Annotated in this window: 22 protein-coding genes; 20 read left to right on the top strand and 2 right to left on the bottom strand. The window is 33.5% G+C overall.

The genetic code is table 11. The features are described from left to right. Positions 1-654: 654 nt before the first annotated feature. Positions 655-1050: a nucleotidyltransferase substrate binding protein gene (locus BUB36_RS09865; protein WP_073149489.1), complete on the bottom strand. Its 396-nt coding sequence runs from the start codon at positions 1048-1050 to the stop codon at positions 655-657. Then, complete coding sequence (locus BUB36_RS09860; protein WP_073149487.1) at positions 1037-1336, bottom strand: nucleotidyltransferase family protein; 300 nt, start codon at positions 1334-1336, stop codon at positions 1037-1039. Before BUB36_RS09860 ends, BUB36_RS09865 begins: the two co-directional genes overlap by 14 nt. Before the next feature lie 754 nt (positions 1337-2090). Between BUB36_RS09860 and BUB36_RS09855 the strand changes: the two genes are divergently transcribed. From BUB36_RS09855 to BUB36_RS09760, 20 genes are all read left to right on the top strand, one after another. Next, the gene (locus tag BUB36_RS09855; RefSeq protein WP_073149485.1) at positions 2091-2837 is read left to right on the top strand and encodes a DeoR/GlpR family DNA-binding transcription regulator; all 747 of its coding nucleotides are present in this window, start codon (positions 2091-2093) and stop codon (positions 2835-2837) included. 318 nt (positions 2838-3155) lie between these two features. After that, on the top strand, positions 3156-4301 hold the full coding sequence (locus tag BUB36_RS09850) for a sugar ABC transporter substrate-binding protein (RefSeq protein ID WP_073149483.1): 1146 nt from the start codon (positions 3156-3158) through the stop codon (positions 4299-4301). Positions 4302-4564: 263 nt separating this feature from the next. Continuing rightward, on the top strand, positions 4565-6094 hold the full coding sequence (locus BUB36_RS09845) for a sugar ABC transporter ATP-binding protein (protein WP_073149481.1): 1530 nt from the start codon (positions 4565-4567) through the stop codon (positions 6092-6094). Then, on the top strand, positions 6081-7082 hold the full coding sequence (locus BUB36_RS09840) for an ABC transporter permease (protein ID WP_073149479.1): 1002 nt from the start codon (positions 6081-6083) through the stop codon (positions 7080-7082). The genes BUB36_RS09845 and BUB36_RS09840 overlap by 14 nt, the downstream gene beginning before the upstream one ends. A 20-nt stretch (positions 7083-7102) precedes the next feature. Then, positions 7103-8308, top strand: a complete 1206-nt coding sequence (gene mtnK, locus BUB36_RS09835; RefSeq protein WP_073149477.1) for an S-methyl-5-thioribose kinase — start codon at positions 7103-7105, stop codon at positions 8306-8308. 11 nt (positions 8309-8319) lie between these two features. Beyond that, positions 8320-9369, top strand: coding sequence for an S-methyl-5-thioribose-1-phosphate isomerase (gene mtnA / locus BUB36_RS09830; protein ID WP_073149475.1), 1050 nt, complete (start codon positions 8320-8322; stop codon positions 9367-9369). Between the two features lie 9 nt (positions 9370-9378). Beyond that, positions 9379-10161 carry a class II aldolase/adducin family protein gene (locus BUB36_RS09825; protein ID WP_073149473.1) on the top strand — a complete coding sequence of 261 codons (783 nt, stop codon included), beginning with the start codon at positions 9379-9381 and terminating at the stop codon, positions 10159-10161. Between the two features lie 5 nt (positions 10162-10166). Continuing rightward, positions 10167-11651: an aldehyde dehydrogenase family protein gene (locus BUB36_RS09820; protein ID WP_073149471.1), complete on the top strand. Its 1485-nt coding sequence runs from the start codon at positions 10167-10169 to the stop codon at positions 11649-11651. Next, complete coding sequence (locus BUB36_RS09815) at positions 11648-11965, top strand: BMC domain-containing protein (RefSeq protein ID WP_073149469.1); 318 nt, start codon at positions 11648-11650, stop codon at positions 11963-11965. The genes BUB36_RS09820 and BUB36_RS09815 overlap by 4 nt, the downstream gene beginning before the upstream one ends. A 57-nt stretch (positions 11966-12022) precedes the next feature. Beyond that, positions 12023-12298 carry a BMC domain-containing protein gene (locus tag BUB36_RS09810; protein ID WP_073149467.1) on the top strand — a complete coding sequence of 92 codons (276 nt, stop codon included), beginning with the start codon at positions 12023-12025 and terminating at the stop codon, positions 12296-12298. 3 nt (positions 12299-12301) lie between these two features. Continuing rightward, complete coding sequence (locus tag BUB36_RS09805) at positions 12302-12583, top strand: BMC domain-containing protein (RefSeq protein ID WP_073149465.1); 282 nt, start codon at positions 12302-12304, stop codon at positions 12581-12583. Positions 12584-12716: 133 nt separating this feature from the next. Further along, on the top strand, positions 12717-12992 hold the full coding sequence (locus BUB36_RS09800) for a BMC domain-containing protein (RefSeq protein ID WP_073149504.1): 276 nt from the start codon (positions 12717-12719) through the stop codon (positions 12990-12992). Between the two features lie 2 nt (positions 12993-12994). Next, positions 12995-13663 (top strand): phosphate propanoyltransferase, encoded by a 669-nt coding sequence (gene pduL / locus BUB36_RS09795; protein WP_084111916.1) that lies wholly within the window; start codon positions 12995-12997, stop codon positions 13661-13663. Between the two features lie 45 nt (positions 13664-13708). Further along, a complete protein-coding gene (locus BUB36_RS09790) occupies positions 13709-13945 on the top strand; it encodes a EutN/CcmL family microcompartment protein (protein ID WP_073149463.1) in 237 nt (78 codons plus the stop codon). A gap of 9 nt (positions 13946-13954) precedes the next feature. Next, entirely contained in the window at positions 13955-14500 is a 546-nt protein-coding gene (locus tag BUB36_RS09785) for a hypothetical protein (protein ID WP_073149461.1), read from the top strand. 4 nt (positions 14501-14504) lie between these two features. Continuing rightward, on the top strand, positions 14505-15650 hold the full coding sequence (locus BUB36_RS09780) for an extracellular solute-binding protein (protein ID WP_073149459.1): 1146 nt from the start codon (positions 14505-14507) through the stop codon (positions 15648-15650). A 1-nt stretch (position 15651) separates the two neighbouring features. Next, a complete protein-coding gene (locus BUB36_RS09775) occupies positions 15652-16815 on the top strand; it encodes an iron-containing alcohol dehydrogenase (protein ID WP_073149457.1) in 1164 nt (387 codons plus the stop codon). After that, positions 16812-18146 (top strand): CoA-disulfide reductase, encoded by a 1335-nt coding sequence (locus tag BUB36_RS09770; RefSeq protein ID WP_073149455.1) that lies wholly within the window; start codon positions 16812-16814, stop codon positions 18144-18146. The genes BUB36_RS09775 and BUB36_RS09770 overlap by 4 nt, the downstream gene beginning before the upstream one ends. Next, entirely contained in the window at positions 18133-18999 is an 867-nt protein-coding gene (locus tag BUB36_RS09765) for a CoA transferase subunit A (protein WP_242655755.1), read from the top strand. Before BUB36_RS09770 ends, BUB36_RS09765 begins: the two co-directional genes overlap by 14 nt. Then, on the top strand, positions 18996-19730 hold the full coding sequence (locus BUB36_RS09760; RefSeq protein WP_207550793.1) for a CoA-transferase subunit beta: 735 nt from the start codon (positions 18996-18998) through the stop codon (positions 19728-19730). The genes BUB36_RS09765 and BUB36_RS09760 overlap by 4 nt, the downstream gene beginning before the upstream one ends. Positions 19731-19944 lie beyond the last annotated feature (214 nt).

The following is a 19944-nucleotide window of genomic DNA, read 5'->3' as shown; positions in this document are numbered from 1 at the left end:
AAACACAAGATACAACTCAAAATATTTAGTATTGTAAAAAGTTCTATGAAAGGCGGCATGAAATAAAAAATAGTTTTATTCGATACAGGTATACGCTTTTTAAGAGGAAAGCAGGTCTTAAAAAGTAAAATATATTAGGTTACCATAAACTATAAAATTTAAGCTTTCAGGAATAGACTTTAGTTTTGAAACAACATAATTAAAAGCTTTTACTGCTGACAAAGTATCTTAAATAGGGGGTACCTAGTAAGATAAAAAAATCATCTAGTTTATAGGAGTATATTTTTTAGGAATTTTGCTAGAGATAAACAACTTCAAGGTTTAATAAATTTGATATGAATTTTAAGTAAAATCAATGGGTTAAGTTGAAGATTATTCTTAAATCTTTGACAATACCAAATTAACTAGGAGGGAAAAATAATAAAAAAATCAAAAAGATTAATATCCGTATTGCTAGTAATGGTTATGATAGCATCTATAGGAGCTATTAGTAACGCTGAAAGCATTTAGATACCAACACAACTATTCATGGGAATGTATACCAATTAATATATTTATATTTTTGTAATTAAATGTTATTATGATTATAAGAAAAAAATGCTCAGACACATATTTTATGACACTACTCTTTTGTGGGGAGAATTATACCTATTGTTAAAACTTCCTTTTTTGTATTTCTAGCATCAAACTATTTAATGCTTTAGAATATTTTTTTTCTATATTTAAGCATATTTTTTTAGCTATTTCTTCACTATAAATATGGGTTGTAGAATTTCTATCTTTTAGCATTGAAAGCCATAACTCTTCATTAACAATTATACCAGCTGAAAAAGCTTCACGTAAAACCGTTTTTGGTGAATTTAACCCAATAAGTCCTTCATCTTCAAATATAGCTTTGAGAGTTTTCCATGCAAGTTCAAATGTAAATTCAAAACGTTGTATTAAGCCATCTCTTAAAAGATCGTTTGTATAATCATACTTCTCTATACCTTCATTTAATCTATTAAGTGCATTTTTATAATTCTCAAATTTTTGTTTATAATCGCTCATATATAACAACACCTTCTTCCTTAATATTAGCAATAAGTTTTTCATTTGTAATGTCTTTCAAAAATACTATATCAATTTTTAGCAGTGTATTTAAATCTTGAATTTCACTAACAAAAAGACCCTCATTATCAAATTTAGGAAAGGTATAAACTGCAATATCTATATCACTAGTAGGTTTATTATCTCCTCTTGCACGGGAACCAAAGAGAATTATTTTTTTTATTAGATATTTTCTAGCTATAGACTTTATCTCTTTAATAATCTTATCACTTAAATTATATTTCATTTTTGTTTACCCCTTATTCCAAAGCATATGATAGTTATGATAAATTGAACATTATTTATCAATATAAAGTTTTCTTCCTTTAGAGAATTAATCCAAGCTTTTTTACAAAACTTCTTAAAAAGTCTATGAAATTCTTTTTATGCAAAAGTATATGCTTATATTCTACATCATGTTCATTATATAGTTTTTTATCTTTTTCCATTTTTGACTAGCTTCTTTAATATATATAAATTATTATACCATAAAAATAATCTTAACTAATATATTGTCAAAAAGACAAGGGGACGTTTCGTTTGTCTTTTTGTTGAAAAGAACCGTCACCTTGACTCATCATCTTAACTTGCTATAATAAAAAAACAAGAACATCTATAGTTGATGATTTTAATGAATATATTTGATACAATAGCATATAAGATATACATTATTTCACAGCATTGTGAAAAGATATGGATTTCATGGGTGTAAATTATCCTTGATAAGGAATTCAAACTTTTTTGTAAGAAAGTGTATAGCTAGAGTAGAGTAAAATAGGGTACTAGAATGGAAATTAAAACTGTCACCAGTAAAATATTGGTAAAAAAATTTTCTTTTAAAACTCACTAGAAATGCTCTAGTATTTGCAACTTGGAACTTGCAACTAAAATATATCATCAGATGCCTTTATGCTATAGAAAAAAGTTTTGATATTTAGTCATTTGAAATTTATGAAAAATAATGATATTATTAGATTATATTTGCAAAAAGGAGAAGAAATATGATACCTTATGTTAGAAGAAGTAAAGTGCTAGAATTTATGCATACAAAAGATATTGTCTTTTTGGAAGAGATAGCTAAGGTAGCGGGTGTATCGCTAGCAACAGTGAGAAGAGATCTGAAAACCCTTGAAGAAGAGGGGCATGTAGAAATACTTTCTGGTGGTGCAGCGAAGATTAGAATGAATGTATCAGAAAAATCTCTGACTGAGAAGATGACACTAAACAAGGATGAAAAACTTCAGATTGGAAGCTATGCAGCCACTATGGTAAGTGATGGATCATTCATATTCATTGGACCTGGGACTACTGAATATGCCATGATTAGACACCTTGCAGGAAAGAACGTAACCGTTGTGACAAATGGTGCATTTCATATCCAGGAACTTATGAAGTATCAGATAAATACTATAATACTTGGAGGAGAAGTGTTATTAGATATAGGAGTAGTCATAGGTCCAACTGTAATAAAACAAATATCAAATATGAATTTTGATAAATGCTTTGTTGGAGCATCAGGGGTAGTACCTGGGGGGCATGTTACAACATCAAGCATAGATGTTGCTGAAGTAAATAAGATAGCCCTTGAAAACTCAGCAGAATCATACATAATAGCTGATTCTAGCAAGATTAATAAACGATCTAGATATACATTTGCACAACTTGATAATACACGAAAACTTATTACAACAAGCAAAGTTAACAAGACATATCACAAAGATCCAAGATTCATTTTAGCAGACGTCTAAATTACTATAGATTCTTTATTTTTTATGGTGGAAGGATTATTTTTGTAGAGACGATTCATGTTGTAGGTAAGCCATTGATAAATATCAGTGGTTTACCTATTTTTATTGCAAAATATTTCTTTCATAAAACAAGTATAAATATAATATTTGCACAAAAATACAAGCAAAATATGAAAAAATACGAAAATATTTTTTAAAATTATTTTTTTATTTGAAAAATATTGACACAAAGTGAAAAGTTATATAAAATTAAGACAAGAATGAATAGTCACATAATTTACATGGTACAAAAAATTATATGAAAAGGGGAAAATGTTTATGAAAAAATTTTTTGCGTTACTACTAGCTGTACTACTAATATTTTCGGTAGTAGGATGTTCTAGTCAACCTAAAGAATCTGCTCCAGAAAAAGCAGAACCAGCAGCAACTGAGTCTAGCGAACCAGCAAAAGCAAGTGAAGCAACTAGCGGAAATATTCCAGCGGCACTTCAAGGTAAGACAATTAAGATGGCACTTATTAAAGAGTGGGGTACAGGTACCCACATGATTACACATATCAATGGTGTTAAGGCAGAGGCAGCACGTTATGGTATTGAATTGAGTGTAATCGATGCCAACAATGATTTAACTAAGATGGCAGAAGGAATTGATAATGCAGTAACAAATAAGATGGATGCAATACTAATTTCTCATGGTAAAGCCGATGCTCTTACTGATTCGGTAACAAATGCTCTAAAAGCAGGAATTCCTGTAATAGTATTTGATAACGATTTTGATGTACCTGAGGAAATACATAAAGGAAAATTAGTTTCACTTGATCAATATGACTTAATGATGGGACTTTTATCTCAAATGTCATTAGTTCAAGAATTAGATGGTAAGGGTAAAGTTGTTTATAACAGAGTGGCAAACGTTCCCCCAACAGATAAGCGTCACAGAATCTGGGAAGGTGGAATACTACCAACGTATACAGGTATAGAAGTGATAAATACCATTGACCTTGGTACAGATAATCCAATGCCTAAGGCTCAAACAGCTTTAGAAACTATTTTAACTACTACTGATAAAATTGATGCAGTATATGGTGTATGGGATGAGTATGCTAAAGGCTTCTACAATGCAATAGTTGCATCTGGAAAGAAAATTCCACTATATTCAGTGGATATCTCAGATCAAGACCTAGCAATGATGCAGGATCACCCAGAAATTTGGAGATCTTCAGCAGCAGTTGACCCTACAGTAGTTGGACAAGTTCAGGTAAGATTAGCATTAAAAGCATTAGCAGGTGAAAAAATTCCTCGTTACTACTCATTGAAGCCAGTATTAATACATGTTGACGATCTTCCAAGTAAGGATGAAAGACGTGTAACTATGGCAGATTTAGCAGAATTTTATGATGGGTGGGGATCTACAACTGATTTCTTAGAAGACTGGATGTTAGAAATGGAGAAACAACAGAAATAAATATGAATGGATAAGCCCCCATATTAAATTTTATAGATATATAGAATGTTATTTTGAGGAGTATTTTTGATGTAATAGGAAGGATAGGATAAGGATATCCTATCCTTCCTAAACTCCTCATGATAACGAGTAATAATAATATTACAAATATATGATGCATATTGGGTTTGAAACTAACTGTAATAGGCTTTATGTAAATTGAGCGTAGTATTCTAAATACCTAGGTTACAAACTAAATATTTGGAAAATGAGAGGTTTTAAACATGAGTAAACTGCAAATGAAGGGTATAACTAAATCATTTCCTGGGGTAAAAGCGTTAGATAATGTAAATTTTTTTGTTGGAGATCAAGAGGTACATGCCCTAATAGGCGCCAATGGAGCAGGAAAAAGTACACTGATGAAGATTTTGGCAGGAGCTTATCAAGGCTATGAAGGTGAAATTATTATAGATGATAAGGTATGTAATATTAATAGTCCTATAGATGCTAAAAACGAAGGTGTAGTAATTGTTTATCAAGAGGTTGATACAGCCTTGGTTCCACATCTTACAGTAGCAGAGAATATTATGATGGATGCCATAATAAGCCAGGATCAGAGGTTATTTGTAAATTGGAAAAGCATCAAAACACAGGCTAAAAAGGAACTACAATCCCTAGGGCTTGATATAAATGAAAATAAATTAGTTAGTGATTTAACATTGTCAGAAAAACAAATGGTTCTTATAGGAAGAGCTGTTTATCAAAAAGCGAAGTTTTTAATTTTAGATGAACCAACTGCACCACTAAGCTATGAAGAAACAGAAAAGTTGTTTGAAATCGTAAATAAGCTTAAAAATGATGGAATGAGTATTATTTTTATAAGTCATAGATTAGATGAGATATTTAAAATCAGCGATAAGATAACAGTTTTAAGAGATGGTACATATGAAGGAACTTATGATGTTAAAGATATGACGATAGAAAAACTTGTTGAAAAAATGTTAGGGCGAAAGCTTGAAAACACTTTCCCTAAACATCATGGCGAAATAGGTGAAGTGGTATTTGAAACCAAGAATTTATCAGGCACAGGCGGAATAAGTAACGTTAATATGACGCTTGGTAAAGGTGAGATAGTAGGATTGGCAGGTCTTGTTGGTGGTGGGAAGACAGAGCTTTGTAAGTTGCTATTTGGTGAGGGGAACATATATGAGGGTGAAATTCTGTTAGAGGGTAAAAAAGTAAATCCTAAAAGCCCTAATCACGCAGTAAAAAGTGGGTTTGCATTAGTTCCAGAGGAAAGAAGAAAAGAGGGGATATTAGTTCATGAATCAATTGAAACAAATCTAACATTACCTACATTACAAAAATATTGTAATGGTCCTTTTATGAATAGAAGTGAGATGCGTAAAGTATCTAAGGAAAATATTGCAAAGGTAGGAATAAAGACACCTAATGAAAAGCAAAAAGTAGCTTTCCTAAGTGGAGGAAATCAACAGAAAGTAGCTATTGGCAAGTGGCTACTGTCAGACGCAAAAGTTTACATATTTGATGAGCCTACAAAGGGTGTTGATGTAGGTAGTAAGGCGGAAATTTATAGTTTAATAGCAGAATTAGTTAAAGAAGGAAATAGTGTTATATATGCTTCCTGTGAATTTAGTGAGATATTAGGTTTATCCGATAGGGCATATGTTATGTATAATGGAACAATTGCAAAGGAATTAATAACTAAGGATACCAACGAAGAAGAATTATTGTTCTATTCAACTGGAGGAGGACAGGATACAAGAAGGGGTGGAAACAATGCAAAACACTAAGCAAAAGTCAAAATTAGATATATATAGCTTCTTTTATAAATATGGGACAATCATAGTTACAATTGTAGCAATATTATTTTTCACTATAACCCTTGATAATTTTATGAGGGTTGATAATATAACTAATATTTTCAGATCTGTATCAATAGTTTGTCTTATAGCATTAGCTATTACAATGTCACTAACTGTTGATGGTTTTGACCTTTCGGTTGGAGCTGTGGCAGGTTTTGCAGCGGTTATAGCAGCAAAGATAATGGTTATTTGGGAGATGAGTCCAGTACTGGCTATTGTTGTTCCGTTATTAGTAGGCATACTGATAGGTTGTATTAATGCTTTCTTGATAATAAAGGTACAAATATCCGACATGCTTACAACACTATCAATGATGTTTGTTCTTACAGGAGTTTCTATTACATTTCAAAATGGTACAGCAATATATAATTATATGCCATTACCCAATAATGGTGGGATTGCACCAGGGACAATGCACCCAGCATATTTATTTATTGGACAAGGCAAAGTTATGGGTATACCGTTCCCAGTCATCATAATGCTTTTAGTTGTTGCTTTGGTTCATATTTTTCTAAATTATACAAAATACGGCAGATACCTTTATATGGTTGGAGGAAATGAGGAAGCAGCTAAATTATCAGGTATTCCCACTAAGAAATATAGATTATTAGCATATGTTTTTTCAGGATTCATAGCAGCTTTAGGTGGATTGGTATTAGGTGCAAGGCTGGGGTCAGGTGAGGTAAATGCAGGAGCAACATATCTAATGGATGCCGTTGCAGCGGCATACATAGGATTTTCAGTATTAGGTATTGGTAAAGCCAATGCTATAGGAACCTTACTTGGGGCATTATTAATGGGTATATTACTTAATGGTTTAGTAATGATGAATTTTCCATATTATTCACAGGACATCGTAAAGGGAGTTGTTTTAATCCTTGGACTTGGATTAACTTACTATAAACGTAGAGATTAAATAATAGGGGAGTAAAGAATATGAAAAATTATTATGAATTAAATGAAAAAACAGTAATTGAATATGTCAATAACAAGCTAGATTTCTTTGCGGAAGATGCTATCTATGAATGTAAAGAAATAGGCGATGGAAATTTGAACCTTGTATTTAGAATTAGAGATACAAAAAACGATAAGAGTATCATAGTAAAGCAGGCTCTTCCATATGTAAGAGCAGCTGGAGAAGATTGGCCTTTAGATATTAATAGAGGTGAAATAGAAACAAGAATACTTAAACTCGAGCATGACCTAACAGGTGGTTTAGTTCCAGAAGTATATTTGTTTGATGGAGATATGTTCTGCATGGTTATGGAAGACTTATATGATTATAAAATAATGAGATATGGACTTATGGATTTTGAGCAATATCCAAAGTTTGCTGAACAAATCAGTGATTTTCTTGTAAAGACTTTATTATTAACTTCAGATGTTGTAATGGAGCATAAGAAGAAGAAAGATGGAGTTAAGAGCTTTATAAACCCTGAATTATGTGAGATAACAGAGGATCTTGTTTATACTGAACCATTTCATATTGGTGCTAGAAATAATGTTGAAGAAAGTATAAAAGAGTATCATGAGACTCAAATAGTTAATGATAAAGAGTTAGCATTAGAAGTAGCAAAATTAAAGTTTGACTTTATGAATAATGCACAAGCTTTGCTCCATGGAGACTTACATACTGGAAGTATATTTGTAAATCAAAATCATACAAAGGTCATAGACCCAGAATTTGCATTTTATGGTCCTATGGCATATGATATCGGAGCATTGTTGGCTAACCTTATAATGAACTACATATCCACAGAAGCAAGATGTGAAGATGAGGAATTAAAGAGAAAGCATAAAGAGTATCTTTTACAAACTATTAAGGATATAGTTAACCTATTTAAATCTAAGGCATTAAAGCTTTGGAATGAGGTAGTAACTGATAAAATGGCTAAAACTCCTGGTTTTAAAGAATTTTATGTTAATGATGTTCTTGTAAATACAGCAGGGGTTACTGGCTGCGAAATGGTAAGAAGAACCGTTGGTTTTGCCCACGTAAAGGATTTAGATGGTATTGAAGATGATATTAAGAGAGCAAAGGCTAAGATGGACAATTTAAACTTGGCAAAGATTTTTATTAAGAATAGAAATGAAATAACAACAGGTGAAGACTACCTGAAATTAATTGAAAAATACTTATAGGAGATGAAAACATGATTACGACAGTAGTACCAGCAAGATTAAATGAAGATAAAACTAAACTTGTTCTTATTGATCAAACACAGCTTCCTACAAAAGAAGTTTTCCTAGAACTAGACGATAGGGAAAGAATATTTGAAGCAATAAAGATGTTAAGAGTAAGAGGAGCTCCAGCAATAGGTATAGCAGCGGCATTTGGATTATATGTTTGTGCCAATAAAATCGAAACAGAGAATTATGCTGAGTTTAGAAAAGAATTTGAAGTTATTAGGGATTATCTAGCAACATCTAGACCAACAGCAGTCAATTTATTTTGGGCATTGGATAGGATGACAGCCAGATTTGACAAAGAAGTAGGCAAATCAGTATCTGAGATTAAGGTAGCTTTATTAGAAGAGAGTGAAGCAATATTAGCAGAAGACCAAGCTATGGGTAAGGCTATTGGTGAGTATGGGTTAGAATTACTAAAGCCTAATATGGGATTATTGACTCATTGCAATGCTGGAGGGATTGCAACTTCAGGTATAGGAACAGCACTTGCACCTATATATCTAGGACATGAAAAGGGATACAATTTTAAAGTGTTTGCTGACGAGACTAGACCTCTATTACAGGGGTCAAGATTAACTGCATATGAGTTAAATAAGGCTGGAATCGATGTGACTGTCATATGTGATAACATGGCTTCACAGGTAATGAAGGAAGGTAAAATAGATGCAGTCCTTGTTGGATGTGATAGAATTGCTGCCAATGGAGATACTGCTAACAAGATTGGTACATGTGGGGTAGCTATACTTGCCAAGGAATATGGTATTCCAATGTATATTTTGGGACCTACATCAACTATAGATATGAGTACTCCAACAGGTAAAGATATAGAGATTGAGTTAAGGGATGAGGATGAGATAGGTAATGGCTTCGGTAGAAGAACTGCTCCAGAGGGAGTTAAAGCATATAATCCTGCCTTTGATGTTACAGAAGCTCGTTATATAACAGCAATAATAACTGAGAAAGGTATAGTTTATCCACCCTTTGGAGAAAATCTTGAGAAACTATTTAAATAGGAGGAACCTATGAATTTTGCAAGAAATGAAATGAAGATAAGACAAGATATATGTCAGATAGGGCAAAAACTTTATGATAAAGGTTTTGTAGCTGCCAATGATGGAAATATATCGGCAAAGATTAGTCCAAATGAGATTATAGTAACACCTACAGGTGTTAGCAAAGGTGGAATGAAGCCTAGTGATTTAGTCAAGATGACCTTAGATGGTAAGGTTCTTAGTAATAATGCAAGACCATCCTCAGAAGTAAAAATGCATATTGAAGTATACAAGCTAAATCCCCAAATAAATGGAGTTGTGCATGCACATCCTCCAATTGCCACTGCTTTTGCAGTGGCAAGATTACCTATGGAAACACCAATACTATCTGAGGCAGTAGTTAATTTAGGTGTAGTTCCTGTGGCAGATTATGCTTTACCAGGTACTGATGAAGTACCTGAGTCAATTAAGCCATATGTATTGGATTATAATGCAGTTCTCTTAGCAAATCATGGGCTACTGACATGGGGAAATGATTTAACGCAAGCATTCTTCAGAATGGAGTCTGTTGAGCATTATGGTAAGATTCTTCTTTATGTAAATCAAATTGGAGATCCAAAAGAATTTAATTGTGCTCAAATAGATGCATTATTAGATATTAGAAAGAATATTGGTATTAAATCTGGTGGTATACCTACTTGTAAAGTAGAAGGAAGAGATACTGATATTAATACTAAATCATCAAATATAGATCGACAAGAGTTAGTGAAGATGATAACTAAAGAGGTAATAAATCAGTTAAAGAGTAGGTGATAAATATGCAGATTAATGAACTACAGATTGAAAAGCTTGTAGCAGAGGTTTTAGCTAAAACTTTAGGGGCTGAGGGTAATAGCAGTTTGGTTAATAATAATAGCATTGGCAATTCTAACGAATATGAATATAATCAGAGTTTAGAGGTAGGAGTATTTGAAAAAATGGAAGATGCTATCAATGAGGCACATCGTGCCTATCAACAGTTAAAGAATTATTCTATTAAGGATAGACAGAGATTTATTGATGGAATCAAAGAATGGACTTTAAGAGAGAAAAATATTTTAGCTAAAAAAGTAGTTGAAGAAACAGGACTTGGAAACTATGAAGACAAGATTATCAAGCACGAGTTAGCAGCTAGAACGGCTGGAACAGAGGTATTGAGTAGTAAGGTTCAAAGTGGGGACACAGGATTAGCACTAATTGAACAAGCTCCATATGGTGTTGTTGGAGCTACTACGCCTTCCACAAATCCTTCAGAGACTGTTATTAGTAATACTATAGCCATGCTAGCTGCTGGTAATACAGTAGTATTTAATGTTCATCCTAGCTCAAAACATGTTTGTGCTTATACAGTTGCTAAGATTAATGAATGTATTATGGATTTGGGTGGACCAGCAAACATTATTACTATGGTTAAGGATCCTACTATGGAATCATTACAGGTCATGGCTAATTGTCCCAAAATAAATCTACTGGTTGGAACAGGTGGACCAGGGTTAGTAAGAGCCTTACTCAAATCAGGGAAAAAGGCTATTGGGGCAGGTGCTGGCAATCCTCCAGTAGTTGTTGATTCCACAGCAAATATAAAAAAAGCAGCTGCTGATATTATCAAAGGTCACTCCTTTGATAACAATATAGTTTGTATATTAGAAAAAGAAGTGTTTGTAGTAGACGAAGTTGCTAATGAATTGATTGAAAATATGAAGAGTGAAGGTGCTTTCTATTTAGACTCTAGCTATATATCAGCACTTACAGACCTTATAATAGAAGCAACTGATAAGAAGTTCTTCCTAGGCAATTCTTCTAAAACAACTAATCTACATACAAAAAAGGAGTGGGTAGGAAAGGATGCATATAAAATCCTTGATGCATTGGGTATTAGGTATAGTACGAGACCTAAATGTATTATATGCGAAGTTCCTTTTGAGCATCCATTTGTGCAATTAGAATTATTGATGCCTGTTCTACCAATAGTTAGAGTGGAAAACTTTGTGAAGGGTGTCGAGTATGCTGTTGAAGCAGAACATGGAAATAGACATACAGCAATAGTACATTCACAAAATATTGATAATATAACATATTATGCTAAGGCTATTGATACTACCATATTTGTTAAAAATGCACCATCAGTGGCTGGAATAGGTGTTGATAGTGAAAGCGTTGTTAGCTTTAGCATTGCAGGACCTACTGGAGAAGGTATAACTACAGCAAAAGATTTTACACGTGCTAGACACTGTGTACTAGTGGATGGTTTCCGTATAATATGATGAATAGTAAAGGTAGAGCTTTAGGTATGTTAGAGGTATGTGGATATTCTACAGCTCTAATTGTTATAAATGAGATATATCATCATATGGATATAAAGGTTGTAGCTATTAATATCAACAAGCCTGCTGTAGCTATACTAGAAAAGATACCACTTCAAGCACAGGTGAAATTTATAGGTACATTAGACCAAGTAAACGCTGCTTTAGAACTAGGATATAAAGTTGCACTTAAATACAATGAACCTGAGGATATTATAAGTGATTGTATTCCCAATCCCCATGAGGGAATTGAAAAGATGATAAAGGCGTGGTAATAGTGTATTTTACCTAAAAGTTTAACAATAAACCAATTTAACAGGAGGTAATAGATTATGGGTAGTGCAGTAGGATTCATAGAAACTAGAGGGTTGACAGCTGCTTTAGAAGCAGCTGATAGTATGTTAAAGACTGCTCAAGTAGAATTAGTAGGAACGGAAAAGATAGGCTCTGGACTTATATCTGTAATAGTGAAAGGAGAAGTAGGCGCAGTAAAAGCTGCTACAGAGGCAGGTGCTGATGCAGCATCAAGATTGGGAGAACTAGTAGCGGTACATGTGATTCCAAGACCTCACGATGAGATAGCTAGTATTTTACCTAAGCTGAAATAATATATGGCAATCGGTGTGTTAGAAATACAAAACCTTACCAATGCATATAAAGCTGCAGATATAATCTTAAAAAATTCAAATTCAACTTTAATACATCATAAAAAAAGTCTAGGAGGAAGGCTTATAACTTTGGTATTTGATGGTGGAGTATCGGACTTAGAAGAGGCCTTTGATGTATTGAGGAGATATTATAAAGATACATATGTATTAAAGGTTGCTGAGGTTATTGCTAATCCTGCACCAGAGCTTATGTATTATTTTAGGGAGGGGTCTTTCAGTGATTAAAAAGAGCGATATAGAACCTTCTAAAGAGGCTGTAGATAAGGAGAACATAGAACAAGCTAAAGATGATAAGTCTAAAAAAACAAAAGAACAACGTAAGACAAATACAAAGAATACTAAGGAGGTAAAAAGGATTATGGGTAAAGCTATTGGATTTATAGAGACTAGAGGATTAACAGCGGCTATAGAGGCTGCAGATAATATGTTAAAATCAGCAGAGGTATCACTTGTAGGTATGGAAAAAATAGGTTCAGGGCTTATAACTATTACTATTCAAGGGGATGTTGGAGCTGTAAAGGCAGCTACTGAGGCAGGTTCAGAAGCTGCCTCAAGAATAGGGGAATTAATAGCAGTTCACGTTATACCACGCCCTCATAATAGCATGGATTTGATATTGCCTAAGGCTAAGTAGCTATGAAAAGTGAATATGATAAAATAATAAAATCGGTAGCTGCTGAGGTAGTTGAGAATATAGTAAACATGATAGATAGTGATAATTATAGGTTTGCTGTACCTATTGGTATATCAAATAGACATGTCCACTTGAGTTCAAAGGATGTGGAGATTCTATTTGGTAAAGGTTATGAACTAAGTAAGATGAAGGATCTCAAACAAACTGGGCAATATGCTTGCAAAGAAACAGTTACCATAGCAAGTAATATTGATGGAAAAGAAAGATTAATTGAAAACATTAGAATTTTAGGTCCCATGCGCTCTGAAAGTCAAGTAGAGATTTCGGCAACGGATAGCAGATATCTAAAGATTAATCCGCCAGTTAGAAGCTCAGGAGATTTAGAAGGGTCATCGGCAATAAAGTTAATTGGACCAAGGGGAAGTGTAGATTTAAAAAAGGGTTGTATCATAGCAACTAGACATCTCCATTTATCGACCTTAGATGCTGAGAAAATGGGCATTGTCCATGGACAGATAATTCAGGTTAAGATAGATGGCATTAAACCAGGGGTATTGGGCAATGTATATTGTAAGGTTAATGATTCATATGTCTTAGAATTGCACCTTGATAACGACGATGGAAATGCATTTTTAGTTAAAAGCGGTGACTATGCTGAAGTACTTCTTTAGATAGAGTAAATGGTTCAACTATAGATTAGAAAGTAGTGATCCTTAATGATAGTTGGAAAAGTTGTAGGTAACTTGGTATCTACTAAAAAAAACTCAAAGATGATTGGCTGTAAGTTTATGAGGATAGAATTAACGGACAATACTTATATAATAGCAGTGGACCAGATTGGTGCAGGTGTTGGAGATGAGGTTATCGTTACACAAGGACATAATGCTATCTATGCTATGAATACAGATGTCCCATTACCTATAGATGCTGTGATTATTGGAATAATTGATTAGGTGATACATATGACAAAGGATATAGCAGATGCTATTGGGGTATTGGAGTTTGATTCTGTTCCTAAGGGTATGAAGGTGCTTAATCAAGTGGCTAAGAATATAGAGTTTAGCGATATAAAACAAAAGATAATATCAGGAAGAAGATATATAGGGATTCTCTATGGGAAGCATGCTAGCTTAGAATATGCTATGAATTATGCTATAGATAATTCAGATGGTGCTCTAGTTGAAATAGGATGGATAGGTTCTCCCCATAGACAATTACTTGAGTTTTTAAACAAAGAATTGACTGTTGATATTGGCAATATAAACAATATCTTTGTTGTAGAACTATTGAGTCATGCAAGATTATTAGAATTGACAAATTATATATTGCATCATACTCCAGTGGATCTTGTAGATATAGATTCCAAGGAGTATTTAGACGGAGCATCTATAGCAATCTTTAGGGGTAAAATAGATGCTTTACAATTAGCGAAGCACATAATTCCAGAGGGAGAGATGATAACAAATCTAGACCCAGTAATACGAAGGGGAATTATAAGCGGAAGGTGATTTTATGAAGACGATTAATGTACTGGCAGTCAATGATCCAGCAGTTAATGTATATGTTGATACATCAAAGGGATTTTTAAAAAGAATAGAAAATAAGCTTGGAATCAACATAGACTTTGAGATAGTACCTTTTGATTCATATTACGATACCTTAATGGAATCTTTTGATAATGATAAGATTGATATTGTAATGGTGGCAGGTCATCTTTGGTTACCTGCCTTTGTTCAAAATAATTATCTTTCAGCTTTATATACCAGAGAAGAATCGAAGGTAGATAAGGATATATTAAAGAGTATTAGAGAAGAGATGTATTATGAAGACAAGCAATATTTAATGCCATCATTTTGTGATGGACATTTATTAACCTATAGGAAAAGCTACTTAGACAGGAGCATAGCTTCAAAGGTTTCACTTAATAAAATAATTGAGCATATTAAAAATTTAAATAGAAATAATGATATATATCCAATAGTACTAAAATCCCATCCAACAGAGATATTTCTAGATGTATTACCTTATTTGCGAGCAGCTGGATGTGAACCATTTACTGATTTAGGAAAGCCACAATTTAATAATGATATGGCTGTAGAAGGGATAAAGAATTATCTAGAAATGATAAAGTATGCTCCTAAAGATACACTGTTATTTGACAATGATAGAGTCAGGGAAGCTATACAGAATAGGGAATCTATATTTGCAGTAACTTGGGGTGGACAGATGGGAGCAGTCATGGACGAGGAATGTAAGGATAGGGATGATGTTGGATTTGCTATATTGGATGAGTCATGGAATGTTACATGGTCATTTGGTATTAATAATAATAGTAATTCAAAGGAATTAGCACTAAAAGTAATGGAAGAATTAACTGCAAAGGACATTGATATAGAAGTAGGTAGGATATGTGGAAATCCAACCAGATATTCGAGTTTTACAGAAGATGATAATAAATATCCTTGGTATTCACTTGCTAAAGAGATGATAGAATCATCAAAACCATTGCCTAGTTTTCCGCTTCTATCTGATTTTATAGGGATATTTTCTAAATTTATGACTGAGATAGCTAATGGAAGAATGGAAATAATGGATGCTTTAAATGAAGCTACTGATGAAATGAATAGATTACAAAATAGTGGTTCAGGGGGGAATTAAATTGATAAATTTACTATCACCCTCAAAAAACTATTTAGGTAAGAATTGTATTGAATATTTAAATGCAGAGTTATCAGGAAATCGATTTAGAAGATGTTTAATAATAACAGATAGTTTTTTAGTGAAATCCCCTACATATAAAAGGGTTTTAAAGGTTTTATCTAATAACACCATAGGATATAAAACCTATGATCAAACTATGCCTAATCCTACCGTTCAATGTGTAGATAAAGCATATTCTCTTATATCTGCCAATGATTGTGATTTTCTAATATCTATTGGCGGAGGTTCAGCCCATGATTTAGCAAAGGCTGTAGGAATTAAAGCTACATCAAAAGGAAATATAAGGGATTATGCAGGTGTTGATAAGATTCCCAATGAAATATTACCACTTATATGTATTAATACCACATCAGGTACTGGCTCTGAGGTTACCAGATTTACAATTATCACAGATACAAAAGAACAAAAAAAGATGTCAATTATTGACAATAAGCTTATTCCCTGGATTTCTATTAATGATACAGATTCTCTTATGACAATGCCTAAGGGACTTACAGGTGCAACTGGAATGGATGCCCTGACCCACGCAATAGAAGCATATCTATCAACGGATAGTAATACATTAACGGATACCTATGCATTAAAGGCAATAGACTTAATAAATAAAAATTTGATTACTGCCTATAGAGATGGTAGTAATATAGCTGCTAGGGAAAATATGGCAAAGGCACAGTTTATGGCAGGGATAGCTTTCTCAAATGCTTCTTTAGGTTATGTACATGCTATTGCTCATCAGTTGGGAGGACTATATAATTTACCCCATGGAGTTTGTAATGCAGTATTACTACCTATAGTGTTAGAGCAGCTAGGAAGTAGGCTCGAAGGTGAAGAACTGGGAGACATTGCAAATGCCATGGGAATCAGTGTTTTTCAAAAAAAGAATAAGTATATATGTCCACGGGTTATACTTAGGATTTTAGATATGAATAAAAAATTAAATATACCAACTAACTTGACTGAGTTGGGTGTCAAAAAAGAAGATATAAGCAAGATTTGTACTATGGCATTGAATGATGCTTGTAGATTAACTAGTCCAATTCAATTTACCTATGAAGAACTAGTTTATATGCTTAATCAAGGTTTAAAGGAGAAAAGGATATGAAGGTAATAGTCATTGGTGGAGTTGCCGCAGGTATGAGTGCAGCAAGCAAAATTCGACGATCTAGATATCAATCGGAGGTAACTGTATATGAAAAGGGTGGTACCCTTTCATACGGAGCCTGCGGATTGCCATATTATGTAGGCGATGAGATTAAGGATTATGAGAAGATGATTATAAGAACCAAGGATGATTTTGAAAAGATAGGGATTAATATAAATCTATATCATGAGGTTATTGGTCTAGATGAAAACAATAAGAAGGTTATCGTAAAAAACCTACTTACAGGAGATATTTTTGAAGATAACTATGATAAGCTTTTGATTAGTACAGGGGCAAAGCCTATAATACCTCCATGGCTAGGCGTTGATCATCCAATGGTTAAGACGTTATCTACCATAGAAGATGGAATACAGATTAAGTCAGAGCTATTTAAGGATGATGTCAAAGACATAGTGATAATCGGAGCAGGATTTATAGGAGTAGAACTAGTTGAAGCAGCTGGTAATCTTGGTAAAAATGTTACCCTGATTGAATACAAAAATCAAATCCTTCCACATCTCGATAAAGAAATGGCTGCAGACCTACAGGAAGAGCTTAAGAAAAACAAGGTTAATGTAAAAACAGGTGAAAGAGTATTAGAATTAGATAGCCGTAATGAGGGTATTAAGGTTGTAACTGATAAAAACTGCTATAATGCAGATTTAGTTATATTGAGTATTGGTGTTAGACCGAATACTGACTTTTTAGAAGGTACTAGTATCAAAAGAATTAACAATGGTGCTATCCTTGTGGATAAAGAAATGAAGACAAGTGTGGAAGATATATATAGTGCTGGGGATTGTGCAACGATATTTAATAGGGTAAAAGATAGATTAGATGTTTATATACCATTAGGGACAAATGCTAATAAGCAAGGAAGATTGGCAGGTTCGGCTATTATAGGAGAAAGAACTAGATATATAGGAACTCTTGGTACATCCATGATCAAGGTATTTGATATGGAGGGGGCTAAGACTGGATTATCTGAACAAGAGGCCATACTTGAAAACTATGACTATAAAACTGTGACTATTAAATCTCTAAACCATGCACCATATTACCCAAATCCACAACCCATAAAGATTAAACTAATAGTTGAAAGAAAAACAAAGAAAATACTTGGTGCTCAAGCAGTAGGCTATGCTGGGACAGCACTTAGAATTAATACATTTGCATTGGCTATACATACAGGTATACCTGTTGATGAATTAGGATGGGTGGATTTTGGCTATGCACCACCCTTTGCTGAGGTTTGGGATGCCATACATATAGCATGTAATGCTGTTAAATAATACAGCTAGAAAGGACTCTAGTATGAATAAAGTAGTGAATATTTCTGATGCCATTAGTATAATTAAAGATGGAGATACCGTAGCCCTTGGCGGCAATACATTACACCGTGCCCCTATGGCGTTAGCACGTGAGATAGTTAGACAGAGGAAGAAGAAGCTAAATATTATAAAAACGGCTGGTGCTCATGAAGTAGATTTGCTTGTTAGAGGCGATTGTGTCGAAAGTGTAACAGCTGGATTTATCAGTTACGAAACGGAATTTGGTTTAGCTATGTACTATAGAAAAGCTGTGGAGGCAGGTAAGGTAAAGGCTAATGAACATGCTTGTTATACAGTAATGTGTGCATTAAACGCAGGTAAAATCAATGTACCCTTTATGCCAGTATACGGACTAAAGAATAGTGACCTTATTAATGCTAATGACTACTTTAGGGTGATTACCGATCCATTTACGGGAGATAGTATTACAGTAGTTAAGGCAATAAAGCCAGACGTTGCTTTAATACATGTTAGTGAATGTGATGAACATGGTAATGCCATTATAGATGGTCCTGTTTATGATGATGTATTGATGTCTAGAGCTTCAAATAAGATAATAATATCTACTGAGAAGATAATATCTCCTTCTCAAATAAGATTAAAGCAGGATAGAGTAGTCATACCTGGATTTTTAGTTCATGCTGTAGTCAATATACCTAGAGGGGCGGCTCCATGTAGTCAACCTGGTAAGTATGATATAAATAAAAAGGTATTATCTGATTTCATAAATAATAAAGATAATGATGGACTAATGAAATATCTTAGTGACTACGAGTATGCAGACAAGAAAATGGAAAGGAAGAATGTTTTATGATGACACAGGAAGCAAAAAATGTACATCCTGCTGATATAATGATAGTTACAATAGCTAAGCTATTGCATGATAACGAAACCGTATTTCATGGTGTGTCATCACAATTACCTATGGTAGCCATATTATTGGCTAAGAAGATGCATGCAAAAAATCTAAATTACCTTAATATACCTGGAGGGGTAGATTCAAATCCAAGGAATCTTCTCAGTTATTCTTCAGCCGGAGAAGATATATATAACAATGGTTGTGCTGTTTTTCCCCTACAGGAAATATTTGATTTATCCATGAGGGGGAAATTAGATGTTGCATTTTTGTCTGGTGTCCAGTTTGATAAGTCTGGAAATGTCAATGCATCTGTTATAGGAGATTATCATAATCCAAAGATTAGATTACCAGGAGGAGCAGGTAGTGCTGTATTGATACCTACAGTTAAAAGGGCATTGATATGGAGAACTAAGCATGATGCAAGAACCTTTGTAGATAGGGTAGATTTTATTACTACAAGGGGTAATGTAGATAGAATAATTACTCCTCTAGCTGTGTTTAAATATAAAGATAATGAGCTTAAGCTAGAGGCAATAAGCCCATTAACAACCATAGATGAGGTAGTGAAGAATACTGGTTTCACCGTTAATACACAGGGAGTCAGAGTATTAGATTATCCTACTAAAGAAGAAATGTTATTAATAAAAAAGATAGACCCAAAGGGTGTAAGGTATAAGGAGTTTTAATTAGGATGCCGAGAGTGGCATCTTTTTAATTGCTGAAATTTAGAATTTATTATCTCACTAGAAGTTTTTGTTCTTGCTTTAGTAAGACAAGGGGACGGTTCGTTTGTCTTTTTTTGGTGGTGAATCAAAAAGAACCGTCCCCTTGACTCTACAGAATAAAAGATAAAAAAATATCGATTTATGGAGGAAAATGGAATTGTATGAAGAATTTAAT

This window comes from Paramaledivibacter caminithermalis DSM 15212, from assembly GCF_900142245.1.
GTDB lineage: Bacteria > Bacillota > Clostridia > Peptostreptococcales > Caminicellaceae > Paramaledivibacter > Paramaledivibacter caminithermalis.
Note: the sequence above shows the minus strand (reverse complement) of the source record. Positions and strands in the feature narration are given on the sequence as shown.

What these genes read in the sequence shown, in the direction of transcription:
- BUB36_RS09785 (WP_073149461.1), top strand. Translation starts at nt 13,955, where the DNA reads ATGACAAAGGATATAGCAGATGCTATTGGGGTATTGGAGTTTGATTCT.
- mtnK (WP_073149477.1), top strand. Translation starts at nt 7,103, where the DNA reads ATGAAAAATTATTATGAATTAAATGAAAAAACAGTAATTGAATATGTC.
- BUB36_RS09800 (WP_073149504.1), top strand. Translation starts at nt 12,717, where the DNA reads ATGGGTAAAGCTATTGGATTTATAGAGACTAGAGGATTAACAGCGGCT.
- BUB36_RS09865 (WP_073149489.1), bottom strand. Translation starts at nt 1,050, where the DNA reads ATGAGCGATTATAAACAAAAATTTGAGAATTATAAAAATGCACTTAAT.
- BUB36_RS09760 (WP_207550793.1), top strand. Translation starts at nt 18,996, where the DNA reads ATGATGACACAGGAAGCAAAAAATGTACATCCTGCTGATATAATGATA.
- BUB36_RS09840 (WP_073149479.1), top strand. Translation starts at nt 6,081, where the DNA reads ATGCAAAACACTAAGCAAAAGTCAAAATTAGATATATATAGCTTCTTT.
- mtnA (WP_073149475.1), top strand. Translation starts at nt 8,320, where the DNA reads ATGATTACGACAGTAGTACCAGCAAGATTAAATGAAGATAAAACTAAA.
- BUB36_RS09770 (WP_073149455.1), top strand. Translation starts at nt 16,812, where the DNA reads ATGAAGGTAATAGTCATTGGTGGAGTTGCCGCAGGTATGAGTGCAGCA.
- BUB36_RS09805 (WP_073149465.1), top strand. Translation starts at nt 12,302, where the DNA reads ATGGCAATCGGTGTGTTAGAAATACAAAACCTTACCAATGCATATAAA.
- pduL (WP_084111916.1), top strand. Translation starts at nt 12,995, where the DNA reads ATGAAAAGTGAATATGATAAAATAATAAAATCGGTAGCTGCTGAGGTA.
- BUB36_RS09820 (WP_073149471.1), top strand. Translation starts at nt 10,167, where the DNA reads ATGCAGATTAATGAACTACAGATTGAAAAGCTTGTAGCAGAGGTTTTA.
- BUB36_RS09825 (WP_073149473.1), top strand. Translation starts at nt 9,379, where the DNA reads ATGAATTTTGCAAGAAATGAAATGAAGATAAGACAAGATATATGTCAG.
- BUB36_RS09855 (WP_073149485.1), top strand. Translation starts at nt 2,091, where the DNA reads ATGATACCTTATGTTAGAAGAAGTAAAGTGCTAGAATTTATGCATACA.
- BUB36_RS09765 (WP_242655755.1), top strand. Translation starts at nt 18,133, where the DNA reads ATGCTGTTAAATAATACAGCTAGAAAGGACTCTAGTATGAATAAAGTA.
- BUB36_RS09780 (WP_073149459.1), top strand. Translation starts at nt 14,505, where the DNA reads ATGAAGACGATTAATGTACTGGCAGTCAATGATCCAGCAGTTAATGTA.
- BUB36_RS09790 (WP_073149463.1), top strand. Translation starts at nt 13,709, where the DNA reads ATGATAGTTGGAAAAGTTGTAGGTAACTTGGTATCTACTAAAAAAAAC.
- BUB36_RS09850 (WP_073149483.1), top strand. Translation starts at nt 3,156, where the DNA reads ATGAAAAAATTTTTTGCGTTACTACTAGCTGTACTACTAATATTTTCG.
- BUB36_RS09845 (WP_073149481.1), top strand. Translation starts at nt 4,565, where the DNA reads ATGAGTAAACTGCAAATGAAGGGTATAACTAAATCATTTCCTGGGGTA.
- BUB36_RS09860 (WP_073149487.1), bottom strand. Translation starts at nt 1,336, where the DNA reads ATGAAATATAATTTAAGTGATAAGATTATTAAAGAGATAAAGTCTATA.
- BUB36_RS09810 (WP_073149467.1), top strand. Translation starts at nt 12,023, where the DNA reads ATGGGTAGTGCAGTAGGATTCATAGAAACTAGAGGGTTGACAGCTGCT.
- BUB36_RS09815 (WP_073149469.1), top strand. Translation starts at nt 11,648, where the DNA reads ATGATGAATAGTAAAGGTAGAGCTTTAGGTATGTTAGAGGTATGTGGA.